The sequence below is a fragment of the Sulfurimonas sp. NW15 genome (genome assembly GCF_051132285.1).
Lineage (GTDB): Bacteria > Campylobacterota > Campylobacteria > Campylobacterales > Sulfurimonadaceae > Sulfurimonas > Sulfurimonas hydrogeniphila.
This window is the reverse complement of the sequence record NZ_CP093237.1, coordinates 2,031,764-2,054,186: the sequence shown is the minus strand read 5'-3', so window position 1 is coordinate 2,054,186 and position 22,423 is coordinate 2,031,764. Positions and strand designations below refer to the sequence as shown.

Here is a 22,423-nt window from a genome sequence, read left to right as displayed (position 1 = left end):
TAATTTAGTGGAAAATATTGAAAAGGGATGCTCATGCCTGAATATGCAAAACAGATAAGGATTTTGTATGTAGAAGATGAAGATGACGTGCGCGAAGGCTATGCCCGTGCACTCAAACGGATAAGCAAAAAATTATATACAGCCAACAACGGTATTGTCGGACTCGAATGTTTTAAAAAGTATCAGCCTGATATTGTTGTAAGCGATATTAAAATGCCTAAAATGAACGGTCTTGATATGATTCGGGCTATAAAAGAGATGGACGAGGATGTAAAGGTTATATTTACAACAGCACACAGTGAAAGTGCCTATCTGCTGGAAGCGATAGAGTTGCAGGTGGAGGGGTATCTGCTTAAACCTGTGCAAAAAAAATCCTTAACCGCTTTGATAGAAAAACTTGCCAAAAATATCATTATTGAAAAAGAGTATGAAGAACAGAGAGAAATTCTGCAGTATATTATAGATTCTGAAAACAGTATGTCTGTTATTGCAAATATTGAACATGTCAGTTTTGCCTCAAAATCTTTTTTGAAATACTTTGGAGTAGAGAGTGTAGAAGAATTTAATGAAAAATTTCATTCTATTATTAACATTTTTTCAAATGAAGAGGACAGTATCAATACGAAAAACATACAGGCTTTCTTGGAAAAAGGCAGCAGTCTGTATGATTTTATAAACTCTTTGAATGAGACACAGAGAATTACAACGATTGTAAACACTAAACATGAGAAAAAATCATTTTTGGTCAATATTTCCAAGATTAATGAAACACAGTTTCTGATGAACTTTACAGATGTAACTGAAATAGAAAAACAAAGAGAAGCCATTACAAAAAAAGCCAACCATGATATGCTTACAGGACTCTATAACAGGAACAAGTTTGAAGAGATTTTTGCGTATGAGCTTTCTCAGGTCAAAAGATATGGCTATCCCCTCTCTTTGGCTATAGCAGATATAGACCATTTTAAACTTTTTAATGACAGATACGGACACCTGGTTGGGGATGATATTTTGAAACTTGTCGCCAATATACTGACTTCGTGTACCCGAAGTGCCGATACTATAGCAAGATGGGGCGGAGAAGAGTTTGTTATGCTTTTGCCGCAAACAGCACTTAATGACGCACAGCTGCTTCTTGAAAAATGCAGAAAAAAAGTTGAAGAACTTCATGCTCAGGAATATGGAAAGATTACACTGAGCTTTGGTGTCACTGCTTATAAAAAAGGGGATACGCTCAAATCAATGCTCCAAAGAGCGGACGAAGCTTTATACAGTGCAAAAGAGAAAGGAAGAAACCGGGTGGTAAGTAAAAAATGAAACAGAAAATAAAATTTTTACTTTTATTTTTACTTTTGTTTGTGGTAAGCCAGTACCTGAACAACTATCATAAAAACCACTTAATTCAAAGAGAGCTCTCTTCGGTTCTCAGGCATTTGAAAATAAATTATGAAATAGTAAATGAGACAGACAAGGCAGATGCAGCCTCTTTAAATGCCTTTGTGTCTAATGATGCAACGGTTTTGCGTATATTGCAGGAGGCTTTACATGTAACGGAGGCAAAAAGAGAGTTCCTGCGTAAAGAATTGTATCAACATTTGAAAAAGCAATACAGTGAAATTCGAAAACGCGGTGTTTTACAAATGCAGTTTGTATTCCCGGACAATGTCTCTTTTTTACGCATGCACAAACCGGACAGATACGGGGATGATTTAACAGGTATTCGCTATACTTTTGAGTATGTCAATAAAACACATAAAGCGATTGCAGGGTTTGAGCAGGGGCGTATTGCGCATGGTTTTCGTAATGTTTTTCCTTTGTTTGACGGGGGAAAGTATATCTGTGCCTATGAAATATCTTTTTCCTCAGAATCTTTTCAAAACAGACTTGCCAAAGTAAACAGACTCTACACACATTTTTTGGTCAATAAAAAAGTATTTGATGTGAAATGGTATAAAGACAAAGAATTTTTAGCACACTATAAAACAAGTATAGAATCAGATGACTACATGTTTGTTTATACAAAAGGGGTTCGACCACAGTATCTGCAGTATTTGAAAGAAAATATTATTCAAAAACATCAGCAGGAGATAAAAGAAAATATGCAAAAATGCAAGGCTTTTTCTTTGTATCAAAAAACAGGAAAAAGTGTCAAGGTTGTCTCTTTTTTACCTGTTAAAAATGTAAAATCAAAGCAGACAGTAGCCTATCTTGTGTTATATGCAGATAATTCAAATATTCAGTCTATTTTGTACAACTTCAAGCTTATCAGTCTGATTTTGCTTTTAGGCTTGTTTTTGCTTGTGTATCTTTTTTATCTACAGTTTATTCGAAAAAAAGCACTTAAAGAAACAGCTCAGGAACAACAAAAACTCCTGGAACTTTTTGACAAAGGAGATATTGCTCTTTTTAGATGGCAAAATGATATTCACTGGAGTGTCGAATATGTCTCAAACAATGTTGCCTCTTTGACAGGATATACAAAAGAGGCGTTTGTAAACGGTGAAATCGAATATCCTGATTTGATAGATGCAGAGGATTTGCAAAACGCCCTCCATGAACTTACAGAAGCATTTGAAAAGAATTTAGATATTTTAAAACATCAGCCATATCAAATCACGACAAAAGACAAAACAAAAAAATGGGTAGAACAGACAACGCTTTTTATTCGTGATAAAAAAGGGAGAATAACGCACTTTTTAGGCTATTTGATAGATGTCAGCAAAAGACAGAAACTTGAGACACAACTGCAACAGCTCAATGAACACCTCATAGAAGAGATAGAAAAACGTACAAACGAGATACTGCAAAAAGACAAAATGCTCCAGGAACAGGCAAAGCTGGCTGCGATGGGGGAGATGGTCGGAGCCATAGCGCATCAGTGGAGACAACCGCTGAATTCACTCAATATCAATATTCAAAATCTTGATGATGATTATGAGGAGGGTTTAATTGACAAAGAGTTTATAGATGAATTTATTGACAAACAGACACAGACAATAAACTTTATGAGTCAAACCATAGATGATTTTAGAAACTTTTTCAGAGTCGATAAAGTCAAACAGGATTTTTGGGTAAAACAGAGCATTGAAAACACTCTTTCTTTGGTAAATGCACAGTTAAAAAGTCACAATATTGAAATATCACTGCATGGAGAGGATTTTATGCTTCATGGGCTTGAAGGTGAGTTTCAGCAGGTTATTCTCAATATTATATCCAATGCAAAAGATGCCATTGTCCACAACCGTAAAGAGTATGGAAAAATAGACATTATACTGAAAAACAAAAAGATAATTATCACAGATAACGGAGGCGGAATACCGGAGGAAATTATAAAAAGAGTGTTTGAACCCTACTTTACAACAAAAGAGCAGGGTATGGGTACAGGTGTAGGACTCTATATGTCAAAGATAATAATTGAACAAAATATGGGCGGACATTTACATGCAAGCAATACAAAAGAGGGAGCTGAATTTATCATCGACTTTACGCAGGAGAGTTAAAAGACAATAGTAAAACTGGAGCCTTCATTCAGTTTGCTTCTGATGACAAGTTTAAAGTTGTGCAGCTGAATGATATTGTTCACGAGAAAGAGTCCCAGACCCAAAGAGTTGTTCCATCGGTTCGAGTGGACTCTGTAAAATTTGTTTGTAATGCTTTGCAAATCTTTTTCAGAAATACCTATTCCTGTATCAATAACTTCGAGTGAATTTTGACTGATATTGACTATGACTTCATCTTCGGAATATTTAAAAGCATTTTCTATCAGGTTTGTAATGACAATGCCAAAAAGTGTCGGATCAATCTCTATGGCCAGGGTTTTGTCTCCATTGACAATAATTTTTTTGTTTTTATAATGCAGTCCCAGGTTTTGTGCTGTTTCTTGTACCAGATTATATAAATTTACTTTGCGTGTATTTAAAGCCTGGTGCCCGCCATCAAGTTTCATGGAGAGTCTGAGGGTATCTATAAGCTCACTGAGTTTTGTACCGTTTGTATAGATTTTTGTAAGAAATTTTTTTCGTATACTCGGGTTGATGTTTTCATCATCAAGAAGTGTCTGTGAGTAGCCGTTTACAACCGCGATAGGGTTTTTAAACTCATGGGATATCGCAGAAATAATATCATCTTTTTGTTCATTGAGTTTTTGGAGTTTTTGCGTATATTTTGTTTTTTGTTTCTCTTTTTTGACAAGAATCTGTGAAACTTTTGTAAGCAGGTTTGTTATATGGGAAAATTCCTGGGAAAAGTCAGATTTTATATAGGTATCTTTTTTCTTTTTTGTCAAAGATTTTAAAAAGTCCACTATTCTTTTTGTTTCATGTTGAATCTGTATATTTATTCTGTAGGACATGTAAAGAACGATAAGAAAAAAGAGCAGTAAAACAAAGGCTATTTTAATGCCAAGGTTGATGATTTCACTGCGGACACCTTTGATTTCACGTGCAACCCGTACATAGAGAACTCTGCCGTCGATGGTGTATTTTTTTGCCACATACTGCAGATCTTTGTCAAGGGTATGTGAGTGGCGTATGGTGTAGCCGTGTTTTTCCCTGTTTGCCTGTACAATTTCGTCTCTGTATTTATGGTTGTCCATAGTATCTTTGTCTTTGTCAGATTCTGCCAGGATATTGCCCTCTTCGTCTATAATAGTTAGGCGCAAATGGAGCTGTTTTTTTACCTTTTTTGCAAGTGCATCAAGGTCTGTGTCTTTGTTGATAGTGAAAGAGACAAGCTCAGTGGCTTGCATAAGTGCTTCTTTTGAAGAGTGAAGATAAAATTCATATACCCAATAGTAGACTATAGCACTCACTATTAAAAAGAGTGCTAAAAAGAGTGCTAGAAACTTCTCTAATACTATTTGGGAAATTTTTTTCATTTAATTGTGGATGTTTCCACCGATCTTGATATATACCAGCAGGTTTGCCACGCTGATTGCCCTGCTGGCGATTTTTTCACTTTTTCGAAGTGCTCTGAGCATCTTGTGATATTTTTCAAAGGTACTCGAGCCTTCGGCCTGTTCTACAAGCTTTCGTTCTATCATTTCATACAGGTCATCAACTTTGTTTTCCTCGATAAGTACCTCTTCATACATCTCCTGAAGTTCATCCATGTCATCAACATTGATCATTCTTACTGTTGTTGTAATGGCTTTGACCGTTGAGGTCTGCATCAGGCTTGCATATTCGTTAATCTCTTTGACGTCAAGGTCTTTGCATACATCAGTAAATCCCCGTATGAAACTTCTTGTATTGGAGCATGCGCGTGAGAGTTCATTGCTTATTTTAAAGTAGGCAACAACCTGTCGCAGGTCTCTTGCTTCGGGTGTATACAGAGCAAGGACTTTAATGATTGCATTGTCAATTTCATCCGCTTTTGCCGTAATGTTTTTGATGCTGTTTCTTGCATCATTAAAGGTTTTTTCATCGCAGTTTTGTAATGCCTGGAGAATGAGTGTATTGGCAGTTACAAGATTTTCTCCGATATGTGTAAGTTTTTTTCTTATTTCATCGAGGCTTGTTCTAAATGTAGGTAACATTTTTGACTCCTTTGTTTTTTATAATTTATCCGAATCTACCTGTGATATAGTCTTCTGTTTTTTTCTCTTTAGGATTTAAAAAGATGTTTTCTGTTTTGTCAAATTCTATCAAATCTCCAAGGTACATAAATGCAGTATAGTCACTGATACGCGAAGCCTGCTGCATATTGTGTGTCACAATTGCAATGCTGACATCTTTTTTCAGTTCCACCAGCAGTTCTTCAATGGCACTTGTTGAGATGGGGTCAAGGGCGGAGGTCGGTTCATCAAAAAGAATGACTTCGGGTTTGACTGCTACTGCGCGGGCAATGCAGAGTCTCTGTTGCTGTCCGCCTGAGAGTCCCATTGCAGACTTGTTGAGCCTGTCATGGACTTCTTTCCATAATGCACTGCCCTTGAGTGCTGTCTCTACGCGGTCGGCAAGTTCACTTTTGTTTTTGATGCCTGCAATTTTCAATCCGTAGGCAACATTGTCAAAAATACTCATAGGAAAAGGTGTCGGTTTTTGAAAAATCATACCGACTTTTTGGCGGAGTTCTATAAATTCATTCTCTTTTTTAATTTCAAGAATATTTTGATATTTTCCGGTTGCTTCATTAAGTAACTCAATCTTTCCGTCATATTTATTACCGGGATACAGGTCATGTATACGGTTCATAGAGCGTAAAAGTGTTGATTTTCCGCAACCGCTCGGACCGATAAGAGCAGTAATTTTATTTTTCTCTATGGATAGATTTATATTTTTTAAAGAGGGTTCGTCGGCCCCAGGATAGGTAAAAGAGAATTTTTTAATATTCATTACAGGCATAATTTTTGTTTCCTTAGTTATTTGTGTTTGTTTCTTGTGATAAATCGACCCAGCAGGTTGATAACTAAAACCATCATTGTCAGTATAAATGAAGCAGCCCAGGCAAGATCACGACTCGACTCTTCAGGTTCATTGGCAAGATTATAAATACTGACAGTCAAAGAGGGAAAACTCTGTGTGAGATCGAGACTGAAATAGTTGCTTGTTTCACTTGTAAAGAGCAGCGGTGCCGTTTCACCGGCAATTCTTGCAAATGCCAAAAGAATACCTGTCATGATTCCCACTTTTGCGGCTTTTATAACGATGTCCAGGATAACACGGTATTTTGATGCACCAAGGGCAATACCTGCTTCTCGTAACTCCTTGGGGACAAGAGAGAGCATAGAGTCTGTTGTGTTGATGATGATAGGAACCATCATAATGGTAAGCGCTAAAATACCGGCAAATCCGTTGGCTCCTCCATAAGGGGCAACGGCTATGGCATAGACAAAGGCTCCGATTACAATAGAAGGTGCGGACATCATGATGTCACTCAAATCCCGAATCAGTTCCGGATATTTTCCTCTTCCGTATTCGCGTATATAAATACCTGCAAGCATTCCCAGCGGTATTCCTATAGCACCTGCCAAAGAGGCAAGAACAAGCTGCCCCACCAAAAGATTTCTGAGTCCCCCGTCAACAAGGTCATTGAGAAAGAGGCTTAAATGAAGCGAAGAGAGTCCTTTGATAAAAAGGACGGCAAGAATCCATCCTAAAAAACCAATGCCTATAAGTGCAGAAGTTACCGAAAGTGCCAAAAAGATTTTGTTTAGCAGAAGTCTCATAATTTAGCCTTTTTCAAAAAGTAAAATTTGGCAACTGAAATGATGATAAAACTCATTACAAAGAGAATCAGACCCAGATAAAAGAGTGCACTTTCTCCCAGTCCGCTGGCTTCGCCAAAGTTTACAGCCATAGCAACAGGAATGGAGATGGTAGGGTCAGTAATCTTTTCAGGCAGTGAATAGACTGCTCCAATCAAAAATGCAACAGCCATAGTCTCTCCCAAGGCGCGTCCGAGTGCCAAGATGATAGAGCCTATAATACCAACCTTTGAGTAGGGAAATATAATATCTTTGACCACTTCAAATTTTGTGGCACCAAGCGCATAGGCAGACTCTTTGAGGACATCAGGGGTTGTATTCATACTGTCACGGGTGATGGCTGCCATAAAGGGAAGAATCATAATGCCAAGAACAAGTCCGGCGGTCAACAAAGAGACCTGATAGCCGCCAAAGGTATCGGAGATAATGGGGGCAAAATAGTAGAGCCCCCACATACCAAAAATGATACTCGGAATTGCCGCCAAAAGTTCAATGGCCATACCGACAAACTTGGAGATGTTTTTTGAAGCGATTTCAGCCAGAAAAACAGCAATACCCATAGCAATAGGCAGTGCAAAAGAGAGGGCAATAAGCGTAGAAAGAATTGTTCCGACTATCGGAACAAGTCCGCCATAAAGTGTTTTTGTCTGAGACTCTTCATCTTCATCAAGAATCATATCATCTTCATCCTCGATGGCATTTTCATCTGCGATGTTTACAGCAGTGTTTATTGTGCCGGCAGCACTCTCCACAGGAACCTCTTTGTTCCATGTCGGATCAACAAGAAAATGGAGTCCAAACTCTTCAATGGCGGGCTTTGCAGCGCTAAAGAGAGTGATAAATATGCCAATAAGTATAACGAGCACAAGAGAAGCACTTGATAAAGAGAGCTTTTGAAATATTTTTTCCATATAAGAAAACCCTAGAGTAAATTTATTTTGATATTATATTGTAATTTCATTACAAAGAGATTACATTAAGGAAAGAAATTTATGCTACACAAAAAGTGTAACATAAAATAAGGAGAGAGTGAAATTTGAAATTTGTTTTTTTTTGAAGAAAGAGATTATCTAATCCCTTTTTCTTCCCAGTATTTTCTGATTTTGTCTGTAAGTGCGTCCGGTAATGGAACAAAACCTAAACTTTTTGCAATTTCTTGACCGTTTTTGTATGACCAGTCAAAAAATGCTGTTACTTTTTTATCCATTTCAGGTTTTTCAGCAGGCACCAGGATAAATGTAGCAGCTACGATAGGATAAGAGTCGGCACCTTTGGGATCGGCAATAATAGAGTAAAAATCTTTTTTGGGATCCAGGTTTGCTTTTGCAGCAGCTGTCTGAAATGCTTTTAATTCAGGTTTGATATAGTGCCCTTCTCTGTTTTCAACCGAAGCCATTACAATGCCGTTTTTCTGTGCATCCGCATAGTCGATGTATCCGACAGAGTAGGGAGTCTGTTTGATAAGACTTGCCACACCTGTATTTTTGTTTCCACCGATATGTTGGTTGCCAGGCCAGTTCAAAGATTTTTTTGCACCGTATGTATGTCGCCACTCTTTGGATACTTTGCTTAAAAAATATGTGTAGTTGAATGTTGTTCCCGACCCGTCTGCACGGTGAACAAATGTTACTTTTTCATGTGGCAGTTTCAATCCTGCGTTTGCAGCAGTGATCAACTTGTTGTCCCAGTATTTTATTTTCCCTTCAGAGATTGCAACGATTGCACTTCTGCTGAGTTTCAACTCAGAAACACCCGGAAGATTATAGCCCATTGTGATTGCACCGACAACACCCGGAAACTGATAAAGGTTGTTTTTCTTAAGTGTTTTAGGTGACAATGGTTTGTCTGTTCCTGCAAAATCAACCTGTCTTGCTTTCGCATCTTTGATCCCTTTTGAAGAACCTTTTGAAATATAGTCAACTTTGATACCAGTAGCTTTATAGTAGGCTTTTGTCCATTTTTGATATACCGAATATGGAAAAGAAGCACCACTTCCTTTGAGTACATCATTTGCACTGAGTCCGCCTGTAAGAACTGAAGCTACAAGAGCTAACTTGATTACTTTTGTCATCTGTTACACCTTTTTAATTTTAGTTATGAAAGTATAGACTTTTTTTATTACACTAAGGTTACAAAACGGCAAAAACTTTGTGACAAACCTCAAGAGTATTGTCACTTGAATTGTTTTGTATCATTTACAATTATAGTATAGGGTTGTTGCCTGTTGCCGTTTTGTAACCTTTATGTAACCTGGATATTTTATACTTCCGCCAACAAAACAAAAAGGAATTCAAAAATGAATAAAATCGTTTTATCAGCCTTAGCTGCTTTAACCCTCAGTTCAGTTGCTGTAAATGCTAATGAAATCAAACTGTATCAAGATGCTAACGGACAAGTATTTACACAGCCTGCACCGGACAGAACACTGTTGGATACAAACAGTCTTGGAAATACAAAACAAAATATTACTATAGTAGACAAGAAATCTCCAAACTTTTTATTAGGCAAGCAGACGCATATTAATATGAAATTTGTTGCACAGGACAATCCTGATATGTGGCTCAAAGCAGGTGTGCGTATTCAGGGTACATTTGAAAACAGAAGTGTGGAAGATTTGGCAACAGGTGCGACAACAAGTTATTATGATGCTTATTTGAGACGCGTTCGTTTTGAAGTGGCAGCGGGTTTTAACAAGTATGCTTCTTTTACAATGGATGTACGAAATGACAAAGCGAACTATAAAGACAAGGGAGAGCAGTCATTCAATGTCGGTGATGCCTATGTAAAAATCAAAAAACCTTTTGGTTCGTCACTGGTCAACTTTAAACTTTTCCGTGCAAAAATTGATATCTCCCGTACCGAAACGGTAAAATCAGCGCGCGTGCTACACTTTGACCGTCCTCATGTAGCGGATGAAGCGGCACAGTACATTACACATAACCGTCGTGGTACAAATGCACAGGTTTACGGTAACTGGAACAAGAAAGTACACTATCAGGTAGCTATAGGTGACGGTGTCTACTCTGGCAAACTTCATGATGCTTCGGGTGCAACTTTTGGCGGCAGTAATTTTATGCAGAAGAACTTCTTTTATGGTGGTAAAATTGTTCTTTCTCCGTTTGACGGCTGGGAAGAGAAAAAAAGAACTGAAAGTTACTTTGGGCAGGGAAAACACTTTGAAGTGGGTGCCGGTTACTGGGTAAGTCCTGATATTCAGTACACAACAACAGGTGGTGTAAATACTTCAGTGGATCACAAACTGTTAAATCTTGAAATGTCAGCACACTACAAAGGTGCTTTTGTTCAAGCAGAATATTTTGACTTTGACGGTGTTGCAAAAGACTGGGCGAGTACGACAAGAGGAAAATCCAACGGCTGGTATGCAACCGGTGAATATGTTTTTGCAGACTATGGTTTTGTTGCTCCCTTTGTCAGATATGAGTCTTGGGACAAATTTAAAGATTTGGACGGTTACGATTTGACATCCAAAATAGCCGGTGTAAACTGGTATTTAATGGGGAACTCAATCAAAGCCGGATTGACATTCCAGGAAGACAAATATGGTGCAAACATAGGAAACGAGAAAGAACGCAGAATAAAAGTTACTTCTCAGTGGTTCTTCTAAAAACAGATTTCAAATTTCATTTCTCCTTTTTTACATGTAAAGCATCACCGCTTTACATGTAACTTCTTTCTATTTTCTATTTTTTTAAAATCACAAATTTCATTTTATGCTATAATAAATAAATTTTAACAAAGTGAGTAAAAATGACGAAATCTTCGTATGATTTTGATGAATTAAAATCAAAAGTCCGTGCTTTAGGTCTTTTAGAACGTGTTCCTGTGAGAGGAAGCCTTGAAATGACAGCGATACTTTTAAGTATGGGAATTGTTTATGTGATACTTTTTTATCACAAAAATCTCATTGACAATTCTTTTGCAGCAGCTGCAGGTCTTGGTCTGTTTATGTCTCTGGTTTTTACGCGTGCCGTTTTTGTGTCGCATGATATTTTGCATACACAGTATTTTAAAAACAAGCGTCTGTCTTTTAAACTGAGCTATCCGTTTTCAGCGTTTATCCTTTCGAACTCCTCTTCCTGGTGGGATTTCAAACACAATGTCAACCATCATACCTGGTGCAATATTGTCCAAAAAGATGTTGACATATTGGCATTTGATGGAGCATTTACAAACAACAAAGGCAACAAAACATGGCTTCGCAAGAGCAAATATCTTGTTTTTTGGGGTGCTATGTTCTTTATGTATCCTGCTTTTATTATACAGTCTTATAATTTTGTCATAAAACGTAAAAAATGGGGTGAGCTTGGATTGATGCTTTTGCATTGGCCTGTAATCTGGGGAAGCGTTTTTTATTTTTTACCTCTGACTCAAGCATTTACTGTTTACCTGACACTGAATCTTACACTTTCTGTCTGGCTGGCATTTGGTTTTATAACAAACCATCTTGGCTGTGAAGTATTTGACAAAGAAGTGGGCGAAAAACTTTCATGGATGGAGTTGCAGATGCGTACCTCACGCTCTTTAAAAGGCGGGAAATTTGTACACTGGTTTTACGGAGGATTAAATACCCAGATAGAGCATCATCTCTTCCCAAAAGCACCCAGGTTCAATCTGCTGAAAATCCAAAAAATGACAAAGGAATTTGCACAGAAAAAGGGTATTGCCTATTTTGAAACAACACCGCTGCAGGCGTATGTACAGATAAACAATGTACTCAAATCCTATTAGGTAAATAGCAATTTAGATAAAATATCACCAATTAACAATTTGGAGATTTTAATGGACGCAGCCAAATATATTTGGATGAATGGAAAATTTGTTGCATGGGAAGATGCAAAGGTACATGTACTCACACATACAATTCACTATGGAAACGGTGTAATTGAAGGAACAAAAGCTTATAAAACTGACAGAGGGTATGCGATATTTCGTTTGAATGATCATACCAAAAGACTCAAAGAGTCGGCAAAAATGACACTGATTAATATTCCTTATACTGTTGAAGAGTTAAACATTGCACAGATCGAACTCATCCGAAGAAATGAATTTACCGGGGACAATGTCTATCTTCGTCCTTTTTCGTTTTTAGGCTATGGTATTATGGGGCTTTACCACAAAGACGCACCGGTTGAAACAGCTGTTGCCGCCTGGGAATGGGGTGCTTACCTTGGGGAAGAGGGTATGCGTAAAGGCATTCGTCTGAAAATTGTCTCTATGACACGCCCGGCAAACACATCCAATATGGGAAAAGCCAAAGCAACTGCAAACTATTTGAACTCCCAAATGGCAAAATATGAAGCGATTGACTGCGGATATGATGAAGCCTTGCTTCTGGATGATGAAGGTTATGTTGCAGAAGCAAGCGGGGCCTCGTTTTTCATGATAAAAGACGGGGAGATTATTACACCGCCAAGTGATAACGCCTTAGCTTCCATCACACAAAAAACTGTCATTGAAATGGCTGAAGACCTTGGATACAAAGTGACTCGACGCCGTATCACAAGAGAAGAGGTCTATGTGGCGGATGAGGCATTTTTGACAGGAACGGCTGCAGAAATCACGCCTGTTGCTTTGGTTGACGCCAGAGAGATAGGCAGAGGTTCCCGCGGGGAGATTACGGCAATTATTCAGAGCGGGTATTTTGACATTGTATTTGGTCGCAACAAGAAATACGAACACTACCTTACTTATGTAGATGAGATAAATTAAGAAGACTTTCGGAACCTGGACTTTCAATACTAAAGCATAACTTAGAGAAAACTAAATGTTTTCTGTAGTCCGGGCTGAGAGTGGCAAGAAAGTTGCAATAGCCGGCACTGAAGTACCGGTTCCGGGAAACAGCCTGTATTGGAACTCATTCTTTAGGGTCAATGCCCTTCAGTTAAGCGGTTTTTTCGGGACCCGTACTTTAGTGCGGGCTGAGAATGGCAGGAAAATTTAAAAAGTAAAAAAAGGAATACAATGGCATCAGATATGAATGACTATTTTAACAAGAAGAAAAGTGAAGGCGGAGGATTTAATAACTCTAACTCAGGCGGTGGCAGTGGTCCAAAAGGACCTCAGATGCCAAATTTGAATTTTAATTTTGGCGGGGGGAAAGCAGCACTGACATATTTCTTGATTGCTGTTGCTGTGATGCTTGTTCTGGCAAAGCCGTTTATTATTATTCAAGAGGGTGAACGGGGTATTTTAAGTACAAACGGAAAGTATCAGGACCAGGCACTGCTTCCGGGACTGCATTTTATTATTCCTGTGATTCAAAAAGTATATACGGTGGATACGAAGGTCCGTATTATCAACTATGCATCACGTGTAGAAACAAATTCAAATGCTTCGGGGATTATTTCAAAGCCTGCCATTACAGTGCTTGACAAACGTGGTCTGCCTGTCTCGATTGAACTGACTGTTCAGTACAGACTCAATGCACAGTTTGCCGCACAGACAATCTCAAACTGGGGATTCAGCTGGGAAGACAAAATAATCAATCCTGTTGTTCGTGATGTTGTGCGTAATGTCGTAGGAAAGTATGATGCCGAATCTATTCCTGTTATGCGTAATACAATTGCAACTGCGATAGAAGACGGCATACGAGAAAGTATCAAAAGTCTGAAAAACTCTCCGGTAATCCTGCAGTCAATTCAGCTTCGTGATATTATGTTGCCGGAAAAAGTAAAAGCACAGATTGAGAGAGTACAACTGGCTAAACAACAGGTACAACAGGCAGAACAGGAAGTACAGCGTGCGAAACAAGAAGCACTCAAACGTGCCGCAGAAGCTCGCGGTATCGCTGAAAAAGCAAGAATTGAAGCACAGGGTAAAGCAGATGCCGTAACGATTGAAGCAGATGCCAATGCCAAAGCAAATATTTTAATTGCAAAATCATTGACAACGAAGCTTTTACAGCTTGAACAGATGAAAGTACAAAACAAGTTTAATGATGCACTCAGAGTCAACAAAGATGCAAAAATATTCTTGACACCGGGCGGTTCAACACCAAATATCTGGGTTGATACAAAAAATATTCAGCAAAGAACGACGGCACGATAAGCATGCAGGAAATAGTCAATAGAGTAGATTGGGAGAAGCAGGAGCTTCTGCCTGTCATTGTCCAGGACAACACGACCAATGAAGTGCTGATGATGGCCTACATGAATAAAGAGGCGTTGGAACTTTCACTCAAAACAAAGCAGGCACACTACTTTTCAAGAAGCAAACAGCGTATATGGAAAAAAGGCGAAAGCAGCGGACATATACAGGAAATCGTCTCTTTTTTTATTGACTGTGACAATGATACGCTCCTGATAAAAGTCAATCAAAACGGCGTGGCATGCCATACCGGACGAAAATCATGTTTTTTTACAGAGCTGCAAAGCGGTGAGATTACTTCTGAAGTTGAGGTAAATACCGAGGCTGCATACGGTGTTATTGATACACTCTATCATACGATTCAAGAGCGAAAGAGTGCAGACCCTGCCACTTCATGGACGGCAAAACTCTTAAGCAAAGGGGAAAATACAATTTTGAAAAAAGTTGTTGAAGAAGCCGGTGAATACTGTTTTGCACATAAAGACAATGATGAGAAAGAGATGGTGTATGAAGCGGCAGATTTGACCTACCATATGCTTGTGGCGCTCGCTTCTAAAAATATATCACCAGACAGAATAAAACAGGAGCTTGCCCGTAGATTTGACATGAGTGGCATCGCTGAAAAAAACGCAAGAAAAGAGTAAGTAAAATATGAAAGAGAAGCTGTTGGCATTTATTCATGGATTAATAACGTATGATTATATCCTTTTTGGTATGTCATTTCTTCTTTTTCTTCTTTTTATTATTCTTGCACTTCTCCTTCGAAAAAAGATAATTCTTGCGATCTTTTTTGTTCTTTTTGGATTTGCAATACTTCTTCTCGGTCCTACGCTTGGTTATATCGAGATGCACAAATATCTTTTTAAAAATTCTGTCCAGTTGCTTTCGCAAAAAAGACTTCATTTTGTGGAGGCTTTGGTGGTTAAAGGAAGTATCACAAATGAATCCAAATTCGATTTTTCCGAGTGTAAAATCACTGCAAAAGTCTACAGGGTTACAAAGAACAAGTACAAAAACTATCTTTTACGATTAAAACCATTTCAAAAAATGTCGATTCTGGAACCTGATATAGCACAAGGGCAAACAAGAGAGTTTAAAATTATCATAGAACCGTTTGCATATAAAAAAGACTATAATGTATCTCTGGAGGGAAATTGTAAATGACACTCTTTAATTACTGGCACTATATAGTTTTCTTTGTAATCTTTTTACTGAGTATTGCCGGTATAGTGAGTGCAGTGAAACAAAAAAACAAAAAACTAGTCTATTCTATGATATTTTCTATTATTTTGGTGACTGTTTTTATGGCTGTTTTTTCTGTTATGATTGTTGATAAGTATACGAAAAAGGTGCAGTTGGAAAAACTGCACAACAAAAGGCTCTTGAGCACGGAAGAGATAGCCTATTACGGTATTGTTAGAAATGTCGGAAAATTTCCTGTAGGAAAAGTGACTTTTGAAATAAAACTGGTCAACAAAGGGCATGCAACAGGAAATGTAAAAGGCGGGAATTTTTATAAACCCAGCGGTTTTATGGACTTTTTTTCCGGAGGTTTTGGAATGGGATCACGCAAACCGCAAACCGTTACGAAAAAGTTTGTTGTTGCCAGAAATCTCAAACCCGGTCAGGCAAAGGCATTTAGAGTATACTTCAGATATCCGCCCTATTTCAGAAGTACTGCGGAATTTGCAAAAGCATACGGGCATTAATACTTTAGACCGACTTTTTTAAGTGCGGCGTTAATATTTTTTATCTGTTGGTTCTTGTTGCGGCACCATTTTGGAGCTAAGAGGGAATCATCATCAATGCCTGCTGTCACTCTTTGGACATTGACATTTTTGGGTTTCATCAGAAGAGATTTTACAAGCACATCAAGATATTCCTGCTCACTGATTGGGGTAAACTCTCCACGGTTAAATTCATTTGCCAAGGCAGTGCGTTTTACAACATACAGAGGGTGATATTTTACAGAATCAATTCCCCATGAATAAGCGGCTTTAGAGGTCTCAAGCATCATTTCCTGCGTTTCTCCCGGAAGACCAAAGATAAGGTGCCCGCAAACATTCAGACCTGCCTCTTTTGATTTGATAATCCACTCTTTAACATTTTCGCTGTCATGCCCACGGTTGATTTTTTCCAGTGTTTCATCATATACAGACTGAATGCCAAATTCAATCCAGATCTCTTTATCTTTGGCAAGGCCTGAGAGGTAGGCAAGTGTCTCTTCTGTGATGCTGTCAGAACGTGTGCCAATGCTTAACCCTACCACGTTCTCAAAAGAGAGCGCTTTTTCATAGAGTGCTTTGAGGGTTTCAAAAGGGGCATAGGTATTGGTAAATGATTGAAAGTATACAAGAAATTTTTTTGCGCCATACTCTCTTTTCTGGCGTTTTGATATGGCATCAAACTGCAGTTCAAGCTGTTTGAGTTGTTTTTGCAAAAAAGGATTCTCTTTTGATTCAAGATTTAAGTGAAATCCTTTGAGCTCCACAACGGCATCAGTACTGGCTGAAAAAGAGTCATTTTCGCAAAATGTACAGCCTCCTTTGGCCACGGTTCCATCAATATTCGGGCAGGTGAAGCCGGAAATATTGATGCCAACCTTGTGTACTTTTACACCAAATTTGTTTTTTAAATAATTACCGTATGTATAAATTTGTTCCATTAAACGATATATTTTCCAGTAAAACAGGCTGTACAGTAGATATCCTGTGTCGCATTCACACTTCTTAAGAGTGATGCTTCATCCAGATAGGCCAAAGAGTCGGCTTCTATAAAATCACAAATTTCCTGCACACCCATATTTGCAGCGATTAAATTCTCTTTGCTTGGTGTATCAACACCGTAGAAACACGGATCGGTAGTCGGAGGAGAAGAGACACGCATATGGACTTCTTTTGCTCCTGCTTCTTTCAGCATTCTGATGATTCTTCTTGAAGTTGTACCTCTGACTATAGAGTCATCTATAACGACAACTCTTTTGCCTTTGATAATGTCTGTCATAGGAGAGAGTTTCATCTTCACTTTTAAATCACGCATCTCCTGTGTCGGTTCTATAAAGGTACGCCCTATGTAGTGATTGCGCATAATTCCCATTTCATAGGGAATTCCACTCTCCTGTGCATAACCGATTGCAGCAGGTACACCACCATCAGGCACAGGGATAACCAAATCGGCTTCAACAGGCTGAATTTTTGCCAGCTCTTTTCCCATCTCTTTTCTGCATTCATATACAGATTGTCCGAAGACAGAAGAGTCAGGACGGGCAAAATAGACATATTCAAAGATACAGTGTTTTGGTGTCGGTTCAAAGATTTTTACACTTTGAGGGGCTTTGCCTTCTTCAAAAATCAGAAGTTCTCCCGGTTCCACATCACGGACAAAAGTAGCCCCCACAAGATCAAAGGCACAGGTTTCACTTGCCACAATATAGCCGCCGTTGGCCAAACGCCCAAGACTTAAAGGTCGAAATCCGAAACGGTCACGCATAGCGAACATTTTGGTTCTGCTTAAAAAGACAAGAGAAAAAGCACCTTCTATTTTTTGAACAGCATCTATAATTCTGTCTAGAAGTTTGTCCTGCTCACTTTTGGCGATAAGATGAATAAGATTTTCAGTGTCCATAAATGTCTGAAAAATTGCACCGCGTTTGATCAGTCTGGCACGTACTTCATCAGCATTTGTAAGGTTACCGTTGTGAACAATTGCCATCTCACCCAAATCGTATCTTGCAAATACAGGCTGTGCATCAAGAATGGAATCATTTCCCGCTGTGGAGTAGCGGGTGTGGCCTATAGCGCTTGATCCGCTTAAAGTAGCAAGTTTGTCTTCGTTAAAGACGCTCATGACAAGTCCGCGATCTTTGATAGTATGGAGTTTTTCTCCGTCAGATGAGCTGATACCTGCTGCTTCCTGTCCGCGGTGTTGGAGAGAATGAAGAGAAAAGTAGGCTAACTTTGAAGCCTCTTTATGACCAAAAATCCCAACAACAGCACACTTTTCATTCATATTTTCGCGCAATTTTTTTCCTTGATAAGTTGTAATTAAATTATGATGCAATTATACTCAAAATATCTATAAATATTCTCAAAGCTGTCTTAATTAATAGATATAATTTATTTTCAAAGTGGAACTGTTTTTGCTATAAATTATATATTTTCAAAAAAGGTAGGATATATGGAAATTGTTTTGCGCAATAATCTTATTCTTATCACTACAGGGTTTGATACCTTAAATACAAGTTGGATGAGAGAATTTTTAAATCATCATGCCCGTGGTATGCTCTTTTTACCTAAAGCTGTACTTGTATTTCAAAATCAGTCATTAACGCAGGTCAGAGAGAATTTCATAAGAGAGTTAAGTGAGTTTCATGCGAAAACACATGATTTCAATCATGAATTTTTCTTACGTTCCATGTTAAAGTTTGGCAATCAGCCGATTAAAATAGAACTCAACAGGATGGAAGAGCCTGAAACTATAAAAGTACATCTCTATGCATATGATAAAGATACGGTGCTTATTTCACTGGACAGTCCGAATTCATGGGTGCTCAACTATATGCGCTCACAGCTTGAAGTGTATGTGGAGCGGGGAACAGATATTTCTTTGGTGGTGGATGTCAGTGATTTTAGGTCAAAAGCAAGGCTGGAACGTGCTTTAAACAAGCGTCATATCTTGCATTATCAGATTCAGTATACCTATGACAATCATTTTATGTCCAAACTCTACTCGGATTTTGCAAATTTTTCTTTCGGAGATTTATGCAAAGCCTCTTTTGATGAAGAGAAAAAACATTTTTATACGATTTTAGAATGTCCGATCGGTGCTTCGCAGGATGCTTTGAAAAAAAGCTATAAAAAACTGACAAAAGTTTATCATCCGGACAAAATTTTTCATGAAAGTCCTTATCTGGTAGAACATTACACACAAAAATTTCAGCTGCTGCAAGAAGCGTACCAGGCACTGCGTGTTGTCAGTTAATTATACTTTTTACTTGAGAGAGCGTTTTTTAAGCAGTGCCTGAAAGTCCTCGCTGCTGTAAAGTGCCAGACCTGCACCGCTGAGCTGGGTGAGTTCTTTGGAGAACCCCCGTTTTGAGAACAAAACGATTTGGGTCGGTTCAATCCCGAGTTTCTGGCATTTGTCCCGTATTTTATGCAGCTCTTTTTTGTTGATGATGTGGTTTGTCCATTTGCACTCTCCGACATAGATACGGCCGTTTTGTGTGATGGTCAGAATGTCTATTTCTATTTTTGCATCCCAGTAGCTGCCGCTGCTGCGTATATGTGCGTCACGAAGATGATAGTTCAGCAGGACTTCGGAGAGTTCTTCGTATACCAGGCTGGTATAACTGTTGTGGCGCAGGGTAAAATCTTTGAAAAAGGCATCATATTTCTGTGCCTCAATCTCTTTGATATGGGGTATGACAAAGTAAAACCAGAACCTGACAAAAGGGTGGGTAAAAAGGACTTTGTGTGATATGCGGTGGCGTGCCTCTTCTCTTTTTAGCTTTATGTTTGGATATTTGTCTCGAGGATGCTCTTCCCGTGAATATTCTAGTTGAATCAGGCCCTTTTCCTGCAAAAAATTGAGTGCCGCTCCACCGTTGGCATTGTTGAGTCCGGCTTTGTTAAAGGCAGAAAAGATACGTCTGTCTCCTGTTGCAAGGGCTTTGAGAAGTTTACGGTTGAGGGTATTGTTGAGAGTGAGTTCTCTCATCTGTGCATCTATAGCTTCAAAATTGTCCAATACAAGCAGCCGGAGTAATTCTTCAATAGGCTTTGTCGTGTCAATTTCCCAGTCAAGTCCGCCAAATACTGCGAAGTAGGAGATCTGCGTCTCCATATCATCGGGGTAGTTTTTAAAATAAAAAGAGCGAAACTGCTCAAGAAGTTTTGTCTTTGTCATATGTTAATTGTAACATATTTTTGGAAGTGATGCTTTCGCCTCGCCTTTATGGTTTGTAAGTTAAGTAACTTTTTCGGAACCCGTACTTTCTAAGTTACGCTTTAACGTTTAAAACCTAGGTTCCGAAAAACTTTGTTAAGTATATTATGGTACAGTAATATTTTGATCTGCTAGCAGATTTGCTGAAGTCTTATCCGTAATAGCCTTTTTGGCTTTCCCTAAATATGTATCTACACCTGCTACCAATCCAACACCGACAATTACTAATAAAAGAGCAACTAAAACACCGCTCAGACCTTTTTGTGACTTAATACGTTTGAATAGATTTTTTATCATATTCTCTCCTTCTTTGTGATAAAGTTGTGATAAGTATATCACTTTTATATAAGAAAAGCAAATAATATTTACTTAAACCAATTATTAACCTAGCTTATAGTGTTTTTGTGTATTTTTGTGAAATCCATACACTTGTATTTACATCTTTACATGTACGGTAACAGTCCTGTTTTACTTTTAACCAGCTTGCACCGTTGATTGTTTTGGAGATGTCTGATGTAAACTTATGCCCTTCTTTCCAAACATTAACACGCTTTCCATTTACAGGTTTTTCTCTGAGAAATATCTTTTTCGCATTGACAGCATAGGTTTGCAGAGAAGGTTTTGTCTCTTTTTTTACTGCTGTTTCTTTCTTCTTTGGCATTGTCATTGTAAGTTCATGTGTCTTTTGTGCTGCTTTTTGTGTTTTTTGTGCTATCTTCTGTTGTGTCTGTTGTGTCTGTTGTGTCTGTTGTGTGGCATTCTCTTCCGGTGGAGTTTGCAGACTTTCTTCTTCATCTATTATAATCGGAGCGGGAAATGAAATATGTGATACTTCTGATGGTGCCGTTTCTGTAGTGTTTTGCTCTGTATCGGGAGTTTTTTTCGGAGTGTCAGTCACCTTTGCATGAAAAACAGTACTTTGCGCTTTAAAATTTTTGTAAAAGTCAGTGTCATCTATCTCTTCATTGGCATCCACAATCTCAGGGACAAGTAAAAAGATCAAATCTGTTGTGTTTAAATTTTCAACTTTATGCTTGAAAAGCTCGCCCAGGAAAGGAAGATCTCCAAACAAAGGGATTTTTTCTTCACTTTTGGAATTTTCACTGTGCAGGCGACCACCCAGGGCTATAACCTGCTCAGATTTTACAACGACATTTGTCTGAATGTTTTTACTGATAAAAGAGGGAATGGAAATGCCGGCTCCAAGAGCAACATTATTGGCAGGATTGGTATCTATGGCACTGTCTTGAATATCCACGTTTATATGCATATAGCCCTCTGTCTGCATAAACTTGCTTGTGAGTGTAAGTTTGAGACCATACTCTTTTTCTGTCACCTGAATGGTGGGTGCCGTTCCTGTGTTTTGTATAATACCTGTCGGGATATAAAGCTCCCCGCCTACGCGAAAGGTTGCATTTTTGTCTTCTGTTGTAATGAGCACCGTGTCATCAAGTATATTAGCAACGCCTTTTGTCTGTAAAAAATTGAGTGTAGCAAGAACGGATTTTCCGGTTGCTGTTGTAAAATTTCCCAGGTTGTCAAGTAAAAAACCACTAAATGTTGCAGAGTTTGCAGCACCCGCATTGGCTGTTGCATTGACATATTTGTTGAAAAATCCCAGTCCGGTAACACCACCTAAATCTTTTGCTCTTTGGTTGTCTACGGCAATGAGGTAGAGTTTTGTACGAATCATTTTGTTGACTCTGCGTGTTTTTGTCAAATCCATCAGTTTGTCTGTATCTACACCGCCTTTTTTCAAAATCTCATAAATTCTTTTTTTGTCATGCGGATCTTTAAATACACCGGTGATGACGGCAGAGTCGTTACCGACCATACTGAGTGAAAGATTCGGTTCAATGATATTGATCATTTTTTGAATATAGCCGAGATTCTCATTCACATAGACATGATAATTTTCTATGGAGTTGTCCCTGTAAATGATAAGAATAGAGGTGTTGCCTGTTTTTTTACCAAATATTTTAAGCAAACTTCCTTTTGCCGTACTCTCCAAAAGAGAAACGTTAATATTTTCTCTGTTACCGACAATGAGTTTTTTGATCTTTTTTTGCAAGGGTAGGACCTGGTACTCATTGTTAAAGACAAGAATGTCGTTTGCAAAAAGATGCAGACAGATTCCAAGATATAGTAGTATTTTTTTCATTT

General features: G+C 38.4%; 21 protein-coding genes. 10 read left to right on the top strand and 11 right to left on the bottom strand.

Annotation, left to right across the window (positions count from 1 at the left end):
• Positions 1 to 33: 33 nt before the first annotated feature.
• Both MLC52_RS10600 and MLC52_RS10595 read left to right on the top strand, forming a co-directional pair.
• The gene (locus MLC52_RS10600; protein WP_434580370.1) at positions 34 to 1,317 is read left to right on the top strand and encodes a diguanylate cyclase; all 1,284 of its coding nucleotides are present in this window, start codon (positions 34 to 36) and stop codon (positions 1,315 to 1,317) included.
• Positions 1,314 to 3,500: a sensor histidine kinase gene (locus tag MLC52_RS10595; RefSeq protein WP_434580368.1), complete on the top strand. Its 2,187-nt coding sequence runs from the start codon at positions 1,314 to 1,316 to the stop codon at positions 3,498 to 3,500. Before MLC52_RS10600 ends, MLC52_RS10595 begins: the two co-directional genes overlap by 4 nt.
• On the opposite strand, the gene MLC52_RS10590 is transcribed toward MLC52_RS10595, so the two are convergent.
• From MLC52_RS10590 to pstS, 6 genes are all read right to left on the bottom strand, one after another.
• Positions 3,497 to 4,876: an ATP-binding protein gene (locus tag MLC52_RS10590; RefSeq protein WP_434580366.1), complete on the bottom strand. Its 1,380-nt coding sequence runs from the start codon at positions 4,874 to 4,876 to the stop codon at positions 3,497 to 3,499. The two genes, MLC52_RS10595 and MLC52_RS10590, sit on opposite strands and share 4 nt — an antisense overlap.
• Entirely contained in the window at positions 4,877 to 5,536 is a 660-nt protein-coding gene (locus tag MLC52_RS10585; RefSeq protein WP_151899519.1) for a phosphate signaling complex PhoU family protein, read from the bottom strand.
• 25 nt (positions 5,537 to 5,561) lie between these two features.
• Positions 5,562 to 6,344, bottom strand: a complete 783-nt coding sequence (gene pstB / locus MLC52_RS10580; RefSeq protein ID WP_434580364.1) for a phosphate ABC transporter ATP-binding protein PstB — start codon at positions 6,342 to 6,344, stop codon at positions 5,562 to 5,564.
• A gap of 17 nt (positions 6,345 to 6,361) precedes the next feature.
• The gene (gene pstA, locus MLC52_RS10575; protein ID WP_151899521.1) at positions 6,362 to 7,168 is read right to left on the bottom strand and encodes a phosphate ABC transporter permease PstA; all 807 of its coding nucleotides are present in this window, start codon (positions 7,166 to 7,168) and stop codon (positions 6,362 to 6,364) included.
• Positions 7,165 to 8,118 (bottom strand): phosphate ABC transporter permease subunit PstC, encoded by a 954-nt coding sequence (gene pstC / locus MLC52_RS10570; protein WP_151899522.1) that lies wholly within the window; start codon positions 8,116 to 8,118, stop codon positions 7,165 to 7,167. The genes pstA and pstC overlap by 4 nt, the downstream gene beginning before the upstream one ends.
• A gap of 155 nt (positions 8,119 to 8,273) precedes the next feature.
• On the bottom strand, positions 8,274 to 9,278 hold the full coding sequence (gene pstS, locus MLC52_RS10565) for a phosphate ABC transporter substrate-binding protein PstS (RefSeq protein WP_346389637.1): 1,005 nt from the start codon (positions 9,276 to 9,278) through the stop codon (positions 8,274 to 8,276).
• Between the two features lie 225 nt (positions 9,279 to 9,503).
• Here pstS and MLC52_RS10560 point away from each other — a divergent pair, with 225 nt between their 5' ends.
• From MLC52_RS10560 to MLC52_RS10530, 7 genes are all read left to right on the top strand, one after another.
• The gene (locus MLC52_RS10560) at positions 9,504 to 10,832 is read left to right on the top strand and encodes a hypothetical protein (protein WP_434580361.1); all 1,329 of its coding nucleotides are present in this window, start codon (positions 9,504 to 9,506) and stop codon (positions 10,830 to 10,832) included.
• A gap of 143 nt (positions 10,833 to 10,975) precedes the next feature.
• The gene (locus MLC52_RS10555; protein WP_434580359.1) at positions 10,976 to 11,956 is read left to right on the top strand and encodes a fatty acid desaturase family protein; all 981 of its coding nucleotides are present in this window, start codon (positions 10,976 to 10,978) and stop codon (positions 11,954 to 11,956) included.
• A 51-nt stretch (positions 11,957 to 12,007) separates the two neighbouring features.
• Positions 12,008 to 12,937, top strand: coding sequence for a branched-chain amino acid transaminase (locus tag MLC52_RS10550; protein ID WP_418640696.1), 930 nt, complete (start codon positions 12,008 to 12,010; stop codon positions 12,935 to 12,937).
• Between the two features lie 252 nt (positions 12,938 to 13,189).
• Positions 13,190 to 14,275 carry a prohibitin family protein gene (locus MLC52_RS10545; RefSeq protein ID WP_151899527.1) on the top strand — a complete coding sequence of 362 codons (1,086 nt, stop codon included), beginning with the start codon at positions 13,190 to 13,192 and terminating at the stop codon, positions 14,273 to 14,275.
• Between the two features lie 2 nt (positions 14,276 to 14,277).
• Complete coding sequence (gene hisIE, locus MLC52_RS10540; protein ID WP_434580357.1) at positions 14,278 to 14,958, top strand: bifunctional phosphoribosyl-AMP cyclohydrolase/phosphoribosyl-ATP diphosphatase HisIE; 681 nt, start codon at positions 14,278 to 14,280, stop codon at positions 14,956 to 14,958.
• Positions 14,959 to 14,965: 7 nt separating this feature from the next.
• Entirely contained in the window at positions 14,966 to 15,478 is a 513-nt protein-coding gene (locus MLC52_RS10535; RefSeq protein WP_434580355.1) for a DUF2393 domain-containing protein, read from the top strand.
• Entirely contained in the window at positions 15,475 to 16,023 is a 549-nt protein-coding gene (locus MLC52_RS10530) for a DUF2393 family protein (protein WP_346389633.1), read from the top strand. Before MLC52_RS10535 ends, MLC52_RS10530 begins: the two co-directional genes overlap by 4 nt.
• Here MLC52_RS10530 and MLC52_RS10525 read toward each other — a convergent pair.
• Both MLC52_RS10525 and purF read right to left on the bottom strand, forming a co-directional pair.
• On the bottom strand, positions 16,020 to 16,979 hold the full coding sequence (locus MLC52_RS10525) for a TIGR01212 family radical SAM protein (RefSeq protein ID WP_151899531.1): 960 nt from the start codon (positions 16,977 to 16,979) through the stop codon (positions 16,020 to 16,022). The two genes, MLC52_RS10530 and MLC52_RS10525, sit on opposite strands and share 4 nt — an antisense overlap.
• A complete protein-coding gene (gene purF / locus MLC52_RS10520; protein ID WP_418640691.1) occupies positions 16,979 to 18,334 on the bottom strand; it encodes an amidophosphoribosyltransferase in 1,356 nt (451 codons plus the stop codon). The genes MLC52_RS10525 and purF overlap by 1 nt, the downstream gene beginning before the upstream one ends.
• A gap of 156 nt (positions 18,335 to 18,490) precedes the next feature.
• On the opposite strand from purF, the gene MLC52_RS10515 reads away from it, so the two are divergent.
• On the top strand, positions 18,491 to 19,294 hold the full coding sequence (locus MLC52_RS10515; protein ID WP_418640690.1) for a J domain-containing protein: 804 nt from the start codon (positions 18,491 to 18,493) through the stop codon (positions 19,292 to 19,294).
• 9 nt (positions 19,295 to 19,303) lie between these two features.
• Here the strand turns inward: MLC52_RS10515 and MLC52_RS10510 are convergent, their stop codons facing one another.
• The 3 genes from MLC52_RS10510 to MLC52_RS10500 form a co-directional block, all read right to left on the bottom strand.
• Positions 19,304 to 20,221: a DUF234 domain-containing protein gene (locus tag MLC52_RS10510; protein WP_434580352.1), complete on the bottom strand. Its 918-nt coding sequence runs from the start codon at positions 20,219 to 20,221 to the stop codon at positions 19,304 to 19,306.
• Positions 20,222 to 20,365: 144 nt separating this feature from the next.
• Positions 20,366 to 20,557 carry a hypothetical protein gene (locus tag MLC52_RS10505; RefSeq protein WP_434580351.1) on the bottom strand — a complete coding sequence of 64 codons (192 nt, stop codon included), beginning with the start codon at positions 20,555 to 20,557 and terminating at the stop codon, positions 20,366 to 20,368.
• Between the two features lie 94 nt (positions 20,558 to 20,651).
• The gene (locus MLC52_RS10500) at positions 20,652 to 22,421 is read right to left on the bottom strand and encodes a hypothetical protein (RefSeq protein ID WP_434580349.1); all 1,770 of its coding nucleotides are present in this window, start codon (positions 22,419 to 22,421) and stop codon (positions 20,652 to 20,654) included.
• Positions 22,422 to 22,423 lie beyond the last annotated feature (2 nt).

What these genes read in the sequence shown, in the direction of transcription:
- MLC52_RS10600 (WP_434580370.1), top strand. Translation starts at nt 34, where the DNA reads ATGCCTGAATATGCAAAACAGATAAGGATTTTGTATGTAGAAGATGAA.
- MLC52_RS10595 (WP_434580368.1), top strand. Translation starts at nt 1,314, where the DNA reads ATGAAACAGAAAATAAAATTTTTACTTTTATTTTTACTTTTGTTTGTG.
- MLC52_RS10590 (WP_434580366.1), bottom strand. Translation starts at nt 4,876, where the DNA reads ATGAAAAAAATTTCCCAAATAGTATTAGAGAAGTTTCTAGCACTCTTT.
- MLC52_RS10585 (WP_151899519.1), bottom strand. Translation starts at nt 5,536, where the DNA reads ATGTTACCTACATTTAGAACAAGCCTCGATGAAATAAGAAAAAAACTT.
- pstB (WP_434580364.1), bottom strand. Translation starts at nt 6,344, where the DNA reads ATGCCTGTAATGAATATTAAAAAATTCTCTTTTACCTATCCTGGGGCC.
- pstA (WP_151899521.1), bottom strand. Translation starts at nt 7,168, where the DNA reads ATGAGACTTCTGCTAAACAAAATCTTTTTGGCACTTTCGGTAACTTCT.
- pstC (WP_151899522.1), bottom strand. Translation starts at nt 8,118, where the DNA reads ATGGAAAAAATATTTCAAAAGCTCTCTTTATCAAGTGCTTCTCTTGTG.
- pstS (WP_346389637.1), bottom strand. Translation starts at nt 9,278, where the DNA reads ATGACAAAAGTAATCAAGTTAGCTCTTGTAGCTTCAGTTCTTACAGGC.
- MLC52_RS10560 (WP_434580361.1), top strand. Translation starts at nt 9,504, where the DNA reads ATGAATAAAATCGTTTTATCAGCCTTAGCTGCTTTAACCCTCAGTTCA.
- MLC52_RS10555 (WP_434580359.1), top strand. Translation starts at nt 10,976, where the DNA reads ATGACGAAATCTTCGTATGATTTTGATGAATTAAAATCAAAAGTCCGT.
- MLC52_RS10550 (WP_418640696.1), top strand. Translation starts at nt 12,008, where the DNA reads ATGGACGCAGCCAAATATATTTGGATGAATGGAAAATTTGTTGCATGG.
- MLC52_RS10545 (WP_151899527.1), top strand. Translation starts at nt 13,190, where the DNA reads ATGGCATCAGATATGAATGACTATTTTAACAAGAAGAAAAGTGAAGGC.
- hisIE (WP_434580357.1), top strand. Translation starts at nt 14,278, where the DNA reads ATGCAGGAAATAGTCAATAGAGTAGATTGGGAGAAGCAGGAGCTTCTG.
- MLC52_RS10535 (WP_434580355.1), top strand. Translation starts at nt 14,966, where the DNA reads ATGAAAGAGAAGCTGTTGGCATTTATTCATGGATTAATAACGTATGAT.
- MLC52_RS10530 (WP_346389633.1), top strand. Translation starts at nt 15,475, where the DNA reads ATGACACTCTTTAATTACTGGCACTATATAGTTTTCTTTGTAATCTTT.
- MLC52_RS10525 (WP_151899531.1), bottom strand. Translation starts at nt 16,979, where the DNA reads ATGGAACAAATTTATACATACGGTAATTATTTAAAAAACAAATTTGGT.
- MLC52_RS10515 (WP_418640690.1), top strand. Translation starts at nt 18,491, where the DNA reads ATGGAAATTGTTTTGCGCAATAATCTTATTCTTATCACTACAGGGTTT.
- MLC52_RS10510 (WP_434580352.1), bottom strand. Translation starts at nt 20,221, where the DNA reads ATGACAAAGACAAAACTTCTTGAGCAGTTTCGCTCTTTTTATTTTAAA.
- MLC52_RS10505 (WP_434580351.1), bottom strand. Translation starts at nt 20,557, where the DNA reads ATGATAAAAAATCTATTCAAACGTATTAAGTCACAAAAAGGTCTGAGC.
- MLC52_RS10500 (WP_434580349.1), bottom strand. Translation starts at nt 22,421, where the DNA reads ATGAAAAAAATACTACTATATCTTGGAATCTGTCTGCATCTTTTTGCA.